This window comes from Nocardioides gansuensis, from assembly GCF_003076135.1.
In the GTDB taxonomy this organism is placed as follows: domain Bacteria; phylum Actinomycetota; class Actinomycetes; order Propionibacteriales; family Nocardioidaceae; genus Nocardioides; species Nocardioides gansuensis.
In genome coordinates this window covers 97349-112506 of the sequence record NZ_QDGZ01000012.1, presented here as the reverse complement: position 1 = coordinate 112506, position 15158 = coordinate 97349, and the positions used below count along the sequence as shown (strand labels likewise).

General features: G+C 68.7%; 11 protein-coding genes. 4 read left to right on the top strand and 7 right to left on the bottom strand.

Annotated elements, in window-relative coordinates; translation table 11 throughout:
- From DDE18_RS21135 to DDE18_RS21115, 5 genes are all read right to left on the bottom strand, one after another.
- Positions 1-249: aldehyde dehydrogenase family protein (locus DDE18_RS21135; protein ID WP_116574361.1), on the bottom strand; the 249-nt coding region annotated here is incomplete at its 3' end.
- A complete protein-coding gene (locus tag DDE18_RS21130) occupies positions 246-1181 on the bottom strand; it encodes an ABC transporter permease (protein WP_116574348.1) in 936 nt (311 codons plus the stop codon). The genes DDE18_RS21135 and DDE18_RS21130, both read right to left, overlap by 4 nt.
- Positions 1174-2406: a quaternary amine ABC transporter ATP-binding protein gene (locus tag DDE18_RS21125; RefSeq protein ID WP_116574346.1), complete on the bottom strand. Its 1233-nt coding sequence runs from the start codon at positions 2404-2406 to the stop codon at positions 1174-1176. Before DDE18_RS21125 ends, DDE18_RS21130 begins: the two co-directional genes overlap by 8 nt.
- Positions 2403-3374 (bottom strand): ABC transporter substrate-binding protein, encoded by a 972-nt coding sequence (locus DDE18_RS21120; protein WP_116574344.1) that lies wholly within the window; start codon positions 3372-3374, stop codon positions 2403-2405. Before DDE18_RS21120 ends, DDE18_RS21125 begins: the two co-directional genes overlap by 4 nt.
- 222 nt (positions 3375-3596) lie before the next feature.
- On the bottom strand, positions 3597-4493 hold the full coding sequence (locus tag DDE18_RS21115) for a LysR family transcriptional regulator (RefSeq protein WP_116574342.1): 897 nt from the start codon (positions 4491-4493) through the stop codon (positions 3597-3599).
- 1125 nt (positions 4494-5618) lie between these two features.
- Here DDE18_RS21115 and DDE18_RS21110 point away from each other — a divergent pair.
- Positions 5619-6140: a hypothetical protein gene (locus DDE18_RS21110; RefSeq protein WP_116574341.1), complete on the top strand. Its 522-nt coding sequence runs from the start codon at positions 5619-5621 to the stop codon at positions 6138-6140.
- A 901-nt stretch (positions 6141-7041) separates the two neighbouring features.
- Here the strand turns inward: DDE18_RS21110 and DDE18_RS21100 are convergent.
- On the bottom strand, positions 7042-8157 hold the full coding sequence (locus DDE18_RS21100) for a GlxA family transcriptional regulator (RefSeq protein ID WP_245916919.1): 1116 nt from the start codon (positions 8155-8157) through the stop codon (positions 7042-7044).
- Positions 8158-9051: 894 nt separating this feature from the next.
- A complete protein-coding gene (locus tag DDE18_RS21095; RefSeq protein WP_245916921.1) occupies positions 9052-11865 on the bottom strand; it encodes a CBM96 family carbohydrate-binding protein in 2814 nt (937 codons plus the stop codon).
- Here DDE18_RS21095 and DDE18_RS23860 point away from each other — a divergent pair.
- From DDE18_RS23860 to DDE18_RS22680, 3 genes are all read left to right on the top strand, one after another.
- Positions 11810-12004 carry a hypothetical protein gene (locus DDE18_RS23860; RefSeq protein WP_245916922.1) on the top strand — a complete coding sequence of 65 codons (195 nt, stop codon included), beginning with the start codon at positions 11810-11812 and terminating at the stop codon, positions 12002-12004. The genes DDE18_RS21095 and DDE18_RS23860 overlap by 56 nt on opposite strands.
- Before the next feature lie 885 nt (positions 12005-12889).
- Complete coding sequence (locus DDE18_RS21085; protein ID WP_165821287.1) at positions 12890-14341, top strand: sensor histidine kinase; 1452 nt, start codon at positions 12890-12892, stop codon at positions 14339-14341.
- On the top strand, positions 14338-15027 hold the full coding sequence (locus DDE18_RS22680) for a response regulator (protein ID WP_165821286.1): 690 nt from the start codon (positions 14338-14340) through the stop codon (positions 15025-15027). Before DDE18_RS21085 ends, DDE18_RS22680 begins: the two co-directional genes overlap by 4 nt.
- Positions 15028-15158: the final 131 nt, after the last annotated feature.

The window sequence follows — 15158 nt, the reverse complement described above, 5'->3', positions numbered from 1 at the left end:
ACGCACGAGCAGATCCGCCACCCGGGCCAACACCGCACCCCGCTCCCCCACCGACAACCCCGACCACGAGCCCCGGTCGAAGGCCTCCCGGGCCGCGGCAATCGCCGCGCCGGTGTCCACCTCGGTCGCCTCGTCCACCACACCCACCAGCGTGTTGTCCGCGGGACACCGGACCTCGCGTCGGCCACCCCCAACCGACCCGCACCACCGGCCGCCGATGAAGAGCGAAGTAGGGGCTGCGTCTCTCATGCCGCCGCCTTGCTGAGGGGAGGGGCACCGACGCCGTCTGCGACCTGCTCCGCGTGGGCCGCGTCCGCGCCCGCGGGCTTGCGCCTGGGCCACCAGGTGGGGTTGCCGCGGCCCTGGCCACCGAGCGCCGAGGAGACGCGGTCGAGGTAGATCGCCAGGATGACGACCGCGAGGCCACCCTCGATGGAGGCGCCGATCTGCAGGCTCTGGACAGCGTTGACGACGATGCTGCCGAGGCCCCCGCCGCCGACGAGGCCGGCGACGACCACCATCGACAAGGCCAGCATGATGACCTGGTTGACCCCCGCCATAATCGTCGCCTTGGCGAGCGGCAGCTGCACCTCGCGGAGGACCTCCCAGCGGGAGGCGCCGAACGCGGTGGCGGCCTCCACCGTCTCAGCGTCCACCTGGCGAATGCCCAGCTGGGTCAGGCGCACAGCCGGCGGCGCGGCGAAGACGATCGTGGCGACGACGCCGGGCACCGGGCCGATGCCGAAGAAGAGCACCGTCGGCAGCAGGTAGACGAACACCGGGATGGTCTGCATGAAGTCGAGCAGCGGCGTGACGATGGCACGCACGACAGGACTGAACGCGGACCAGATGCCGAGCGGGATGCCCACGACCAGCGCCACGGCCGTCGCGCCCAGCACGGTGGCCATGCTCTGCATGGTCTCGAACCACAGGTCCATGCTCTCGATGACCAGGAGGCCCACCCCGAGGATCAGGGTGAGGCCGATCCGGCGCGTCGCCACCAGTGCCAGCACCGTGAGCAGCGCGATCATCGCGAGTGGACTGAGGGCCGAGAGCGCCTGGTAGGTCAGCCCGAGCAGGTCGGTCATGACCTGCTGGATGACGTCGAAGAACCCCCCGAAGTGATCCCGCAGGTAATTGATGACAGCGTCGCCGCGCTCGCCGATCCGGAAGTCAGGCATGACTCGTCTCCTTCACGTGGGACAGGGCGGACAGGATGGCTGCCCGCGGTACGACGCCCGCCAGCCGGCGTTCGCGGTCCACCACAGTGATCGGCACGAGCCGGCGTCCGGACAGGTGCATGAAGTCGCCGACAACCGCGTCCGGCTCGACCGTGTCGTAGTCCTGCGACACCGCGCCCGACAGGTCGGGCTGGTCGGCGTTGATCGCGACAAGCAGGTCGGTGTCGGAGACGACGCCGAGCAGCCGGTCGTCGACGTCGAAGACGAAGGCGCCGTTGGCCTCGTTGTCGGCGAGCCTGCGCAGCGCTACGTCCGGCGGCTCCTTGACCGACATGGTGAGCAGCGCCGGGCGCACCAGGTCCTGCGCGGTGAGCACCCGCGCGCGGTCGACGTCGGACACGAACTCGCTGACGTAGTCGTCCGCGGGCCGGGCGACGATGTCGACGCCGGCCCCGACCTGGATCACCTTGCCGTCCCGCATCACCATGATCTGGTCGCCGATGCGCATAGCCTCGTTGAGGTCGTGGGTCACGAAGACCGTCGTACGACGGTCCTCGGCCTGCAGCCCGGACAGCAGGTCCTGCATGTCGCGCCGGATAAGCGGGTCGAGCGCCGAGAACGGCTCGTCCATGAGGAGGATCGGTGGGTCTACGGCCAGCGCGCGGGCCAGGCCGACGCGCTGGCGCATGCCGCCGGAGAGCTCGTGTGGAAACTTGTGGCCCTTGCCGGCGAGACCGACCCGGGCCAGGGCGGCCTCGGCGCGCTCGTGGCGCTCGGCCTTCGGCATCCCGCGCACCTTCAGGCCGTATGCCGCGTTGTCCCGGACGGTTCGGTGGGGGAACAGAGAGAAGTGCTGGAACACCATGCCGATCTTGTTGTTGCGAAGCTCGCGGAGCCGGGTCTTCGACGCCGTGACGATGTCCTCGCCGTCGATGAGCAGCTCACCGGAGGTCGGCTCGTTGAGCCGGTTGATCATCCGCAGCAGCGTCGACTTGCCGGACCCCGAGAGGCCCATGATGACGAACATCTCGCCCTTGCGGACTTGGAAGCTGACGTCGTGGGCCCCGAGGAAGCCGCCCTCGGCTGCCACCGCTGCGGCGGGGTCGGGCGCCTCGAGCGCCTTGGCTGCCTTGCGCTCGCTGAGGCCGTAGGCCTTGGTGAGGTGGCGGCCGACGATGGCGAGCTCCTCACTCTCGCCGGTGGGCTGGGAGTAGTGACCGCTCATCCGAAGATCGCCGCCTCGGCGTCCTCGCCGTCGGCGGACTTCACGCCCGCCAGGAACGACTTGACCTTGTCGGGATTGGCCTTGATCCACGCGGCGGCGATGTCGCCGATGTCTTGTCCCGACTTGTCATGGTCGTAGTAGAACTGGCCGGCCTCGTCGGTGGTGAAGGTGAGGTTGGAGAAGAAGGTGTTGATGTCGGCCGCCTCCTCGGCGAAGCCGGCCCGGACGATGGCCCGGATCGCCCCGGCACCGCCCCAGACGCCCTCGGGGTCCTCGAGGAAGACGGTGTCGAACTCGACCGTCATCCAATGCGGGCTCCAGCCCAGGAAGACGATGGCGTCGCCGCGGCCCTGGGCCTTCTGCACCTGGGTCAGCATCGCCGGCGCGCCGCTCTCCACGAGCGTCCAGTCGCCGAGTCCATAGGCGTCGGCGTCGATCGCCGCCTGGATCGTCTCGTTGCCGGGCGAGCCGGGCTCGATCCCGTAGATCTTGTGGTCGAACGCCTCGGCGTGCTCGTCGAGGTCGGCCAGCGAGGAAATGCCCAGCTCGTCGGCGATGTCGCCCGGCACCGCGGGACCGTACTGCGTCCCGGTGAGCAACTCTTCGTTGACGACCTCGATCTGCCCGCCCTCGATCAGGCTCCCGTAGGTGGGCTCCTGCGACGGCCACCAGTTGCCGAGGTAGGCGTCCGCGTCTCCCGTGGACAGCGCCTGCGCGCCAAGCTCCACGGAGACCGAGTCGATCTTGACCGTGTAGCCGAGCTGCTCCAGCAACTGCCGGCTGATCTCGTTCTCGACCTGCAGGTCGACCCACGGCTGCTCGATCAGGGTGATCGTGTCGGCTCCCCCACCATCTTGGCCGACGAAGTCGTCGCCCTTGTCCGCCTGCGAGGCGCAGGCCGAGGCGAGGGCCGTGATGGACACCGCGGCGGCGAGGCTGAGTGCGGAGGTCAATCGTTCTGATCTCATGGTGTAGCTCCCTTGGGGTATGGGCGATCCAGGTCGGAGACGGCGGACCGTCTCGCCGAGCACCGGGACCACGCGCAGGGGGTGGAAACCGGGCGTTCCGCTTGACGTGTGCGCCACGCGGGTCGATCGCGGACGTCCCAATCGTGACACCGGTCACGGCCCCGTGGGGATCCAGAGACCGAGAGAGCTAGACCGTCCGGCTAACGCCGGAATAGGCGCGGTCTATAGGTTGGCCGCGCCGTGGTTGCCGTAGAGCTCCGCGCCCACGGAGAGGAAGTGCTCGCCCAGACTGTTGAGTCGCCCGTCACGCCAGATGATGTGCACGGGCGCCCTGGTGGCCGGGGTGAGCCGCACAACTCGGGCCCCCTTGGCAGCGGCGTCGGAGGCGAGGCCCTCGGGCAGGATGGCGGCTCCCGCGCCCGCGAGGACGAGCGGAATAACCGACGCCAGGTGCGCGGTCTGAACGGCGACCTCGTCCGGCTGGCCGACCAGCTCGAGCTGCTCGGCAAGCAGCGTACGCAGCGGAGTGCCCTTGGGCGTGCTGATCAGGCCGAGGGGCACCAGGTCGCCCACGCCGACCGACAGCGCAGACACCGGCGACCGGGTCGGGAGCACCGCCACGAGCTCGTGGTCGACAAGCCAGCGGCTCGCCAACGCACCGCCTGGGGGCGTGCCATCGAGCAATCCGAAGTCGGCCTCACCCGACCGCACGGCGTCCAAGACCTCCGTGCGGGTCAGCGGGTCGGAGACTGTGAACTGCACCGCTGGGTAGACGAGGCGGAACTCGCCGATCATCCGCACCAGCGGCTCGATCGCCCACAGCGTGCCGGAGATGATCGACAGGTGGCCGAACCCGGCATCGGCAACGCTGCGAACGGCCCCCTTGGCCAGGCTGAACGCCCGCAAGGTGCGGCGGGCCGGTTCCAGGAGTGCCTCGCCGGCAGGCGTGAGCTTGACGCCGCGCCCCAGCCGCTCGAAGAGCTCGTGGCCAAGCTCGCGCTCGAGCGAAGCGATCGAGGCCGACAAGGACGGCTGCGCGATGGTTAGTTTGGCGGCCGCCCGCGTAAAGCTCCCGGAGTCGGCGACCGCCAGGAAGTACTCGAGGTGACGCCGCTCCATGACGGGTGACTCTAGCTCCCCACCGGCGGCCGCGATGGCCTCTCACGCTCGTGATGGGAGGAGATCGGCATGGCCATGACGGCGATCGAATTAGCCAGATCTTCCTTGCCGCAGCGTCACCAACTGCAGCCTTCTGCGACACTCGCCTGCCGGCGCACCGTCGCCTGGGCGCAGCTTCACCAGGTCCGCCCCGAACAGGCGCTCCCCCAGAAGCCGCTGGGCCGCGGCAGCGGGGGCGCCTCCGCCGATGCCATCGCCGCTCCGCTTTGGCTCGAAGAGCCCAGGCATGCTCGATGTCGACCGTCGCTCGCGCTCCGCCCTGGCCCACTGCTTCGGGTCCAACTGGAGCTGAACCGCGAGCTCGCCCTCGACCCAGACCGCGACTACCAGCCCACCAGAGCCCCCAAGGGCCCCACCCGAACACCCCCAAAAATGACGACCAGGCCGAACCCTTTGTGGGTTCGGCCTGTCGCCTATCTCCTGAGAGATCACACGGTCGGGCTGACAGGATTTGACCCTGCGACCCCCTGACCCATCAGCATCAGAATCGGCGTTCTTGCAGCCGTTTGCGCTCCCCCGCGGGACTGTGCGGAAACAAGCCCTGACCTGCAGTGATGGTGACCGGCCCGCCTTGCTTCCCCCTGTCACTTGCTGCTCCGTTTGCGGACTTACGCGCCTCAATCCGCGGCCAACGTGCGTCCACCGTCGAATCTCGTTTGATCAGGCACGGCTTCGCAGAGCGGCTTGGGCTTGGGCCACCGTGCTCGATCAGCCGGCGACTGTTCCTTGAGCGCTGGGGCCTCAATCCAACCTGCCCGACAAGACCCCGGAGTTACCAATCGGGGCGCTCATTCGCACGCGGCCATCGCTGAGGACCTGTCTCGGCGAGAAACTGTCCGCTGACCAGCGTGCCGAACTGTCGCGCCCGAAGAGTTCATGAAGTTGAACGCATGATCCTCTGGCGCTCTCTGCGGCGGCGCACCATTCTGAAGGTGCGCACTCGCCGAGCCAGATGACCACCGGCCGCTCGTGACATCCCTCCCCGCGGTCGGTGCCCCCATGGGGCGGTGGCCGGCACCCACAGGCAGACGACGCGTCGGACCGCTCCCTCGAAAGGTGCACACCATGAACCGAATTCTGGCGTGCCTTGTCGCACTTCCACTCGTAGCCGTCAGCCTCGGCCTCGGTGCGGCGCCCGCGCACGCCGACGACACGACGTGCCACGGCACGATCGGGGCGGTCAGTCTCGATGGCAACGTGATCGTCCCAGAGGGGGCGCTCTGCAGGCTGATCGGGACCCGCGTCGACGGCAACGTCCAGGTCAAATCCGGAGCGGTCCTGAAGGCGAAGGGCGTGCGCGTCGGCGGAAGCGTCCAGGCGGAGAACCACGAACGTGTCGTGGTCAAGGCGCTGAACGGCGGCCGATCCCATGTCGACGGGAGCATCCAGCTCAAGCAGGGTGACGGCGGCAGGATCGCCAGGACCGACGTTGGAAGCGACATCCAGCTGTTCACGAATGTCGGCCTGTTCGTCGTGGAGAGCAACCACGTCGACGGCAACCTGCAGTGCAAGAGCAACAACCCCAAGCCAACCGGGAGCAACAACGTGGTCCAGGGCAACAAGGAGGACCAGTGCCGCGATCTCTGAGGTAGATCGCCACACGCCCACGGGATAGCAACCGGGCCGGCCGGCACCTTCCTGGCACTGGCTCGCATCCGGGACCACGTCGCCGGCTTCGCCCGGGTCGACGCCAGGTCGATCGCTCCCGGTCCCGATCACCAGTGGGATGCCCAGTGCTTGGCCGGCCAGCGCGCGGGTCTTCACCACCAGTCAGGGCACGGCGTCGGGCGGTCAGGTGGTCGTCAGCGGCAGCGCGTGGTCCTGCGCGACGGGGACGACCCGTTGCGTTCGGGCGATACAAGGCCGCGATCGACCCGGCGCACGCCGCTGGCCCCAGCGGCCTGGCATGAAGAAGCCGTATCAGTCCTCAGGCCCGGTGCGTTGGCACACGTACGACGACGCATAGGCCTGGTTCGTCCGGCTGACCGTCCTCGTAGTCGATGACCCCGCCGACGAGGTGTTCCGCGACCGGTCCCTCTGACATGTCCGGCTGGCTGCTGCTGGGCCTGCCCGGTGCCATCTACGCCGCAGGACTGTCTCGGGGCGTGGGCGCCACTCAACAGGACCGTCCGGCTCCCCCGTCACGCCACGGTTTCGACGGGGGCCCGGCGCTCGACGCTGGCAGCACTCCGCGAGCTGCGCCTCGAGGGAACCGCCGCCCGCGTGCTGCTCGCAACCGGTGATGGCGGTGAGGTCGAGGGGCTCTGCCGCCGGCCGAGCCAGAGAAGCTCCCGGTCTGAGTCGCGTATCCGTCGCATCCATGACAGCGGCCATGCACCCGACCGCCTCCCGCCGGCCAGTGTTCGATAGGGAGGGCGCAGATCGGATGCCCCACGGAGCGCTTGGCTCGGTCTGCCGCTCGGTCGTGCAGCAGACCGGGCACGCACAAGGTCCGGCGAGCCTCTGCCGCCAGGAGGCCGTCCGGTGCTCAGGCGCGTCCTGAGAACGCCGTCCGGTAGCGCCGCGGCGAGACCCCGACCGCCTGGACGAACGCAGCGCGGAAGCTCACCGGTGATCCGTAGCCGACCTGGTAGCCGATCCGGTCGATCGGCAGGTCTGTCGACTCTAGGAGCTCCCTCGCCACCGCGATTCGCTGCCCCGCCACCCAGCGCATCGGTGTCGTCCCGACGTCCTGCTGGAACCGGCGGGCAAGCGTGCGCGGCGACATCCGCGCCGCCACTCCCAACTCAGCCAGCGACACCGGACCATCGATCCGCTCCCTCAGCCACTCTCGCAACTGATCGAGCCAGCCAGCCTCGTCATCGAGCGGCTCCGCGGCGACATATTGCGCTTGGTCGCCGTCGCGGTGCGCAGCGATCACGAGGTTCCGTGCGATCGCGTTCGCCGCACGCTCTCCGTGGTCTTGCCGGATCAAGTGCAGGCACAAGTCAAGCCCGGCAGCGCAGCCGGCACTGGTCAGCACGCCGTCGTCGACGTAGAGCGCGCGGCCGTCGACCTCGATGTCGGGATACATGCGCTGCAGCACGTCGGCGTGCCGCCAGTGGGTGGTCGCGCGGCGTCCGGCGAGAAGGCCGGCCTCCGCGAGCGCGAACGTTCCGGTGCAGAGCGCGACGATCCGCGCTCCCTGCTGCGATGCACCGCGCAATGCCCGCAACAGCGGTGCGCCGACAGGGGCAGCAGGCGGCACAGCAGGCACCAGCACGGTGTCGCTCTCCAGCACCGCGCTGAGCGGGCGCTCCGGGGTCAGCCTGGCACCGGTGTTCGTGCGGACACCGCGGCGGTCTCCGCAGAGCGTGACGTCGTAGAGCGGCCCGGACTCCCTCTCCCACGCGTAGCCGAGGGCCTCCAACGGCATGCCGATCTCGAAGAGCGTCATGCCGTCCACCAAGGGAATAGCGACGGTCGGTCGAGTTGTGGACATGTGGCAAGATCCTAGCGAAGTGTGGCCACCTTGCCACTCCTCCGCCGGCCTCTCCGGTGCCACCGTGGGGCCATGACGAAATCCCGCAATCTCGCATCGCTCGCGCTCAGCGCCGCCACAGGGTTTGCCGCCGGCGTCGACGCCGGCTCGATCCTCCGACACGGCGGCGTAGTGCCACCCGACCACCCCGCCCGACGCCCCGCCTCGAGACACGGGCTCTAGCTGGATCACGCTGATGAAGCACCGTGAGCGCACCTGAAACCGGGTACGGCAGCGAGGTGCATGGAACAGTCCCCGTGAGGGTCGGTCGGCGCCAACACGACGCTCCTTCGCTCGAGCCGTGCGTGCTTCCCCGTAGAGGAGCCAGCCAGGCACGTCGGGGAACAGAATGACCCCCACCTGCCGAGTATTGACGACCGGGCTCGGCCTGTACTCGGACGGCCCCGGCTTGCGCCGAGGGACCGCCAGGTGCACCCGGTGCCTGCTCCTCGGCGGACGCTCAACCTCCAGCTGGACGGAGAACTTCTCCACGCCGATCCCACCGCCCTTGAATGCACGGAGGCCGTCCCGATCACCTTCACCTGAGGGTTGAGCAGGCGCATGCCGGTCGTTCTCTTCAATCCCGCATCGACCTCGCAATGGGCAGACGTGGCCAATGCCAAGCCGCCACGGCGCGCCGTTGATGACATGCCGGAAGGACCGTGGGACTTGGGCATCAAAGAAGGGCGATGGTGATTCCCACAGCGCACAGAACTCCCGCGATGACGAACACCACGAGTGCCGCCCGGTGCCCGTTTGTTGTCATCTCATCTTCCTCCAGCCACGCGGCCAGACTCATCGAGCAGCACGCGCGCAGTCGCCGAGGTCCGACCCGCGGTCGCGGGCACGACCCTCTGTCTGCGGAAGCCGCCCATGCTCTTCACAGGAACCAGACTGGGATCGTCGAGGTCGCTTCAGGGATGACGATCTCGGCGTGGACGCCGTGCGAACCCCGAGGGCGCGAGCGCGCTGCCACGGGACGAACGGTCGGATCTTCCACGGTTGATGCGCTTCATGTCATTCGACGATCGGAGTGAACGTCACGACGAGCTGGGGTTGGTTGGACCACCGCTCGCGGCTGTACAGCCGCTGCTCGCCACTCCCGCTTGATGTGATGTCGCTGATCAGGAAGCCATGGTTCGCACCGTCGTACATTCCCTGCACATGCTCGGCTACTGCCCACTCGAGCCATCCCGGGCCGGACGTCACGACCGCGGCCGCGTCGGTCGCCGGGGGCTGGTTGGCCCAGGTCACCGTGCCCTCCGACCACCCGCCCGCAAGAGCGACGGCCCGCAACGTGCGGTGCTGCGACCACGTGCCCGCGTACAGGCGCAGGGTTGCGGCGGCGATCTCGCACCCGGTGGGCGGATCTGCCGCGAGATCGAACCGCACCAATGTCCGGTAGAGGTCGGCCGACCTGGTGTCGCGGACTCGCATGCTGGTGTCGCTGCCGCGATTCCGCCGGGGTTCCGACCTGTCGATCCATGAGTCGGCGTTCGCGGAAACGGTGATCGGGGGACCGCACTCGGGCATCGGCGGAGGCCGCGTCACGACGGTCCACGGGTACGTCGCTGGGGTCGGGTCGGCGTTGCCCGCAGCGTCAACCGCACGCACGGCGAACTCGTGGGCTCCGACGCCCAGCTCGGCGTACTCCACCGGGCCCGTGCAGGACATCCAGGCGCTGGCGTCGAGAGCGCACTCGAAACGAAGGTCACCCGCACTGCTGCTCTCGTCTCTGCCAGCGAATGCGAACGTGCCGGTGGTTCGCTCGGTCTCCGCGGGCGGGGCATCGGTGATCTCGGTGTCGGGTGCCGTGGTGTCCGGCGGCGGAGGCGGCGCCACGACCGCCCACGCGTACGTCGCCGGGGTCGGGTCGAGGTTGCCCGCCGCGTCCACCGCACGCACGGCAAACACATGAGCGCCGACGTCCAGGTTGGCGTACCGGGTCGGGCTTGTGCATGGATCCCAAGGCCCGCCGTGGAGGGCGCACTCGAACCGCAGCCCTTCCTGACCCGCGGTCTCGTCGGCCCCGGTGAATGTCAGCTCGGCAGTACTGGCGTCGGTCTCCGCCGGCGGACCAGCCGTGATCTCGGTCTCCGGGGCGACCGTGTCAGGCGGCGGAGGCGGCCCATCGATGCAAGCGATCCCGAAGCACTGACCTGGCTTACCGTTTCCCCTTGCCACGTTGGCGCCGTCGCCGGTCGTACCGATCTCGGCGAAGATGCCCCAGCTACCGTTGCCGATCGTCACGTTGGAGGCGAGCACGTGCCCGCCCTTCGCGGCCTCGATGCCGTCGCCCTGGTTCTCGTTCGCGGTGTTGCCCTCGACGACGTTCGCATGATCCACGCCGGGCTCGGTCTGATCGGCGACCAGTGCGTCGTCGGCGACCACGATGCCGTCGCCGCCGCCGCGGTTCACCACGTTCCCGCGAATGGTGTTGGCGAACGAGCCGCCCGCGAGCTCGATGCCGTTGCCCAACGACTCGCCTGCGACGTTCCCCACGACTACGTTGCGACTTGAGCCGGACAGCTCCATCCCGACGGCGTTGAACCGAACGTCGTTCCCTCGCACCACGCTTTCGTTCGCCGTTGACAGCGTGATCCCGTTGTCTGACATGCCGTGGGCCGTGTTCTCGATGAGTCGGTTTCCGTCTGACTCGCTGACGTAGAGACCCGAGTCTCCGGTGGCGGTGAGGACGTTGCCCTCGAGGAGGTTGCGGTGCGAGCCGGCGACCACGTCGATCCCCCCGTCCCCGCTGCCGGAGATGGAGTTGCCGCGCAGGACGTTGTCACTCGCCGCGAACAGTTCGATCGCGCGGTCACTGCCGCCCACGAACTGGTTGCCGTCCAGGACGTTGCCCGCCGACCCGTGCAGGACGACGCCTTCCCGGGCGTTCTCGAGCACCGTGTTGCCGACGACCGTCGCACCGGAGGTGCCGTTCACGAGCGAGATACCCAGGCCGTTGCCCTCGAGCCGATTCGACTTGATGGTGTTCCCGCCGGCCGGACCGTCGGCGTCGAGGAGCTCGACTGCGGCCACCTGGTTGGCGGTCAGCATCAGCTGCTCCACGAGGCCGCGCGCCGTGCCGGTGTTGAGCTGGACTCCGTAGTCGAAGTCGGTCACCGAGCCGTTCCGCACGGTGACCTCGCCGAAGCCGTCAATCCGGATACCGACGCCGAGCCCGACCCCGTCGATGGTGTGCCCGGCGAGGTCGACGGTGATGTTGGGCGCGCCGATCACCAGCCCGTCACCGAGGCAGTTCGTGAGGTCGTTCGTCACCAGCGTGCTCGCGACGATCTCCTGCCCGCAGGCCACCTCGCCCGGAACGGGCGGGAGCTGGCCCTGGGAGGGGTCCGGCGGCGGTGCGTAGCGGAGAACCAGCTCTGGCGGGTTCTCCCCCTTCTCGCGCCCGTGGAAGGACTGCTCTCCACTGTCGTTCTCGGCCGCGTCCCTGATGAGGAAGCCGTGCGGTGCTCCGGCGGCGACCTGAGCCGTCACCTTCCACTCCCGGTATCCCTGCTCGGACCCAGAGGCGATGCTCGAGGCGAGATCATCCGTGGCCGGCTGGTTGTTCCACGTGACCTCCGACTCCGACCATGCTGAGGAGAGGCCTACGGCCATCAGAGTTCGATCCTCGCCGGGCGACGCGGCGTACATGCGCAGCGTGGCGGTCTGCAGGACGCAGCCCCCAGGCGCCGGGTCGGCTGCGGGGAAACGCGCCAAGGCCCGGAAGTTCCCGCTCGGCCCCTGTGAGCGGACCTTCAGGATCGAGTCATTGCCCAGGTTCGTCGCCGGGCTGCTCTCGTCGATCCACGCGTCAGCGGCAGTCACCAACGTCCGAGGAGGTCCGCAGTCGACGGCGGCCGTGATGGCACCGCTCGGGCCGGAGACCAGGACCACCATCGATGACGCGAGGGAGGCAACCGGAACCGCGATCATCCACCTGTGGCCACCCCTCACCCACTCCTGAGTCATGGTCCCTCCAAGCCCGAGAAACAGCCGAGCGCGCCTCGCCCAGAGGACCATCGGACCACCGGAGCGCGCGCACCGCCATGACACGAGTGCGTGATCCGCCGTTCAACTCTCTGAACACGATCACCTCCATGCGCTGTCGGCGTGGCACTGACTGGCCTGCCTCTCTGCGTGCAGCCGACGACGGGTGACTCCCCAGATCTTCGACTCCCGTCGGAGACCCCGCGGCGGCGCGCGCCGGACCGGCTCGTGGGTCCACGGGAGGTTCTCTCCCGACCGGGAGACATCGCTCGTCTCAGGTCTGCAGAGCTCCTGCTGCCCGCTGTCGCCCTCGATTGCGTTCCGCACAAGGCAGCCGTGAGCAACCCCGCGACGACCTGCGCGGTGATCCTCCACTCGCCACGGCTTGTCACACCACGAGCAGGGTCCGGCCCTCCCCGGGCGCGGCGGCGTACACGCGAAGCGTCACGGTCCGCAGGACACAACCGGCAGGGGCGACTTCGGGTGTCAGGAGGCACACCAGAACTCGGAAGTTTTCGTTCGGTCCCCGTGAGCCCACTTTGAGGATCGAGTTGCTCTCCAGGTTCGACGCCGGGCTGCTCTCGTCGGCCCAGGCGTCGGCCACGGTGACGAGGTCCGCGCCGGGCCCAACGGTCACTCATGCTTGCGTCCCCGCCGTGGCGATGAGGGACAGAACCCGCTGGTGAACGGACACCGCGCAGCGCTCTCCCCCGCAATGGCCCCAGCGGGTCATCGGGCGTTCAAGTCCTTGAACACTCGCGACCTGCATGCCGGACAACGCAGCCATGGCTCCGACGACCGCTGCCGAACGAAGATGGGCGTTCTGGTGGTCGACACCCGACCTCCGATCTACCCTCGACGCATGCCCACGAAGGGCCCCGACTCGGCGGGATCGAAACTCTTGATTTCTCTCGCCGCCGGTCTTGGCCTCGTGGTCACCGCGGCGATCACAGTCGCGCGCCTTTCGCCCTCCCTGGGCGAGGACCGCCACGCGATCGGCGTGGTGACCCTCGACGACCTCCACGAGGGGCAGGTCGAGCTAGCTGCTGCCATGGTGCTCATCCTGGTGGCCGCCGTCGTGTGGGAACGGGTTCGACGATTGCCGACCCGGGGGCACCTGATGCTCTTCGCCGCCCTGTGCGCGCTCGCCTTCGACAACCTTGTGTCCGCCTTGTTCACAGCCGGCTTCGACTCATTGTCCACCAGTCGCTTCGCCACCTGGGCGACGACCTCGATCGGGCTCATCGGTGCCGCCCTGCTGTTCCTTGCGGCCTGGCTGCCCGACGAGCCGCTCGCCAGGCCCCGACTGGCCGTGGTCCGGACGTTGGTGACGACGGGCTGCGTCATCGGCATCTCCATGTCCCTTGCCTGGCTCCTCCGGGACGTGTTGCCCGACGCCTTCCGCACCAGGCCGACCACGCCCGAGGAGCTCACCTTCTTGAATGAGCACCCGACGCTTTCCGTCGGTGAGGCCATGGCCGCCTGCTGCTGTGTAGCCGCCGGCCTGTTGTTCAGCAGGTCCGCGCGCCGGCGCCAGGACGCCCTGACGGGGTGGCTTGGTATCGCCAGCGTCCTGCTGGCGGTCTCCTACACCAACTACGCGCTGGTGCCATCCCACTTCACCGAGCTCCTCTACCTCGGCGACTACTTCTTCCTCGCGGCAGTGGCGGTGCTGCTGGTCGGTGCGGTACACGAGATCCGAGCGGCCGAGGCCGCGCTGGTCGACTCCGCGCTGTACGGCGAACGCCGTCGCATCGCCCGCGAGATGCACGACACCGTCGCCCAGGAGCTCGCCTTCATCGCAGCGCAGACCCGCACGATCACCAGCGCGCGCGACCCCGAGAGAGCCGGCCAGGCTGTTCGTCGGATCCAGGACTCGGTCGACCGGGCGCTCGACCAGTCGCGGAGTGCCATCAAGCAGTTGTCGGGTCCGGTCGACGAGACGCTCGCTGCTGCCATTGAGGTCGCAGCTGGCGTCGTCGCGCGGCGCACCGGTGTACGCCTCGAGCTCGACCTGGACCGATCGATCGTCGTGTCCCCTGACGTGCGGTCAGCCCTGGTCAAGATCACCCTCGAGGCCGTCAGCAACGCCGCGCGAACCGGCGGAGCGGACCAGGTGCGCATCGACCTGTGGGACAACGGCTCCGTCGGACTCCGCATAGCCGATTACGGTTCCGGGTTCGACCAGGACCCAGGTGCATCCGCTTCCTCAGTGCTGGCCAGCATCCACGAGTCGGCCGAAGGGGTCAACGGACGGGTGAGCGTCCAGTCGGGCGACGGCAACGGGACCGCGCTGGAGGTGCAGCTGCCGTGAGCGATTTGCCACGCGTGGTCATCGCCGACGATCACCACCCTATCCGCGCGGCCGTCCGGGAGGCGCTCGAGCTCGGCGGCTGCCAGGTGGTCGGCGAGGCGAAGACCGCATACGCCGCTGTGGAACTTGCCCGACAGGAGCATCCCGACGCGTGCCTGCTCGACATCGCCATGCCGGGCAGCGGGTTGTGGGCGGTCCGGGAGATCCTCAGAAGTAACCCGACCTGCAAGTGCATCATGCTCACCGTCTCGGAGAGCTCGGACGACCTGTTCGACGCCCTCAGGGGCGGCGCCGCCGGCTACCTGGTCAAAGACATCTCCCCCTCGGCCATCGCGCCCGCCGTCCGCGCCGCCATCGAGGGGCAGGCTGTCCTCGACGGCGACCTCACCGCCCTGGTCGTCGACGAGCTGCGGCGGAAGGGCCGCTCTGCGCGCGTGGTCAACTCCGAAGGACACGAGGTGAGCTTCACCGACCGGGAGACCGAGGTACTGCAGCTGCTCGCCAGCGGCTGCGTGACCGCCGAGATCGCTTCGCGGCTGTTCGTTCAACCCATAACCGTCCGACGCCACATCTCCGACGCGATGAGGAAGCTCCGCGTGAGCTCCCGGAACGAGGCGATCGCGCTGCTGCGGGCCCAGTCGGGCGACCGCGCCACCCCTCCCCCTGACCGCGGATCCCGAGACTAGTCCTCTGCGTTCAGCGCTTTGAACGCCGAGTGAGGCGCCAGTGTCATGATCACGACGCCCCCTGCGTTGGCTGACTTGGCGCAGCAGACCGTACATGCGGCGCGCGAAGTCTGGAACGAGGTCGGACAACC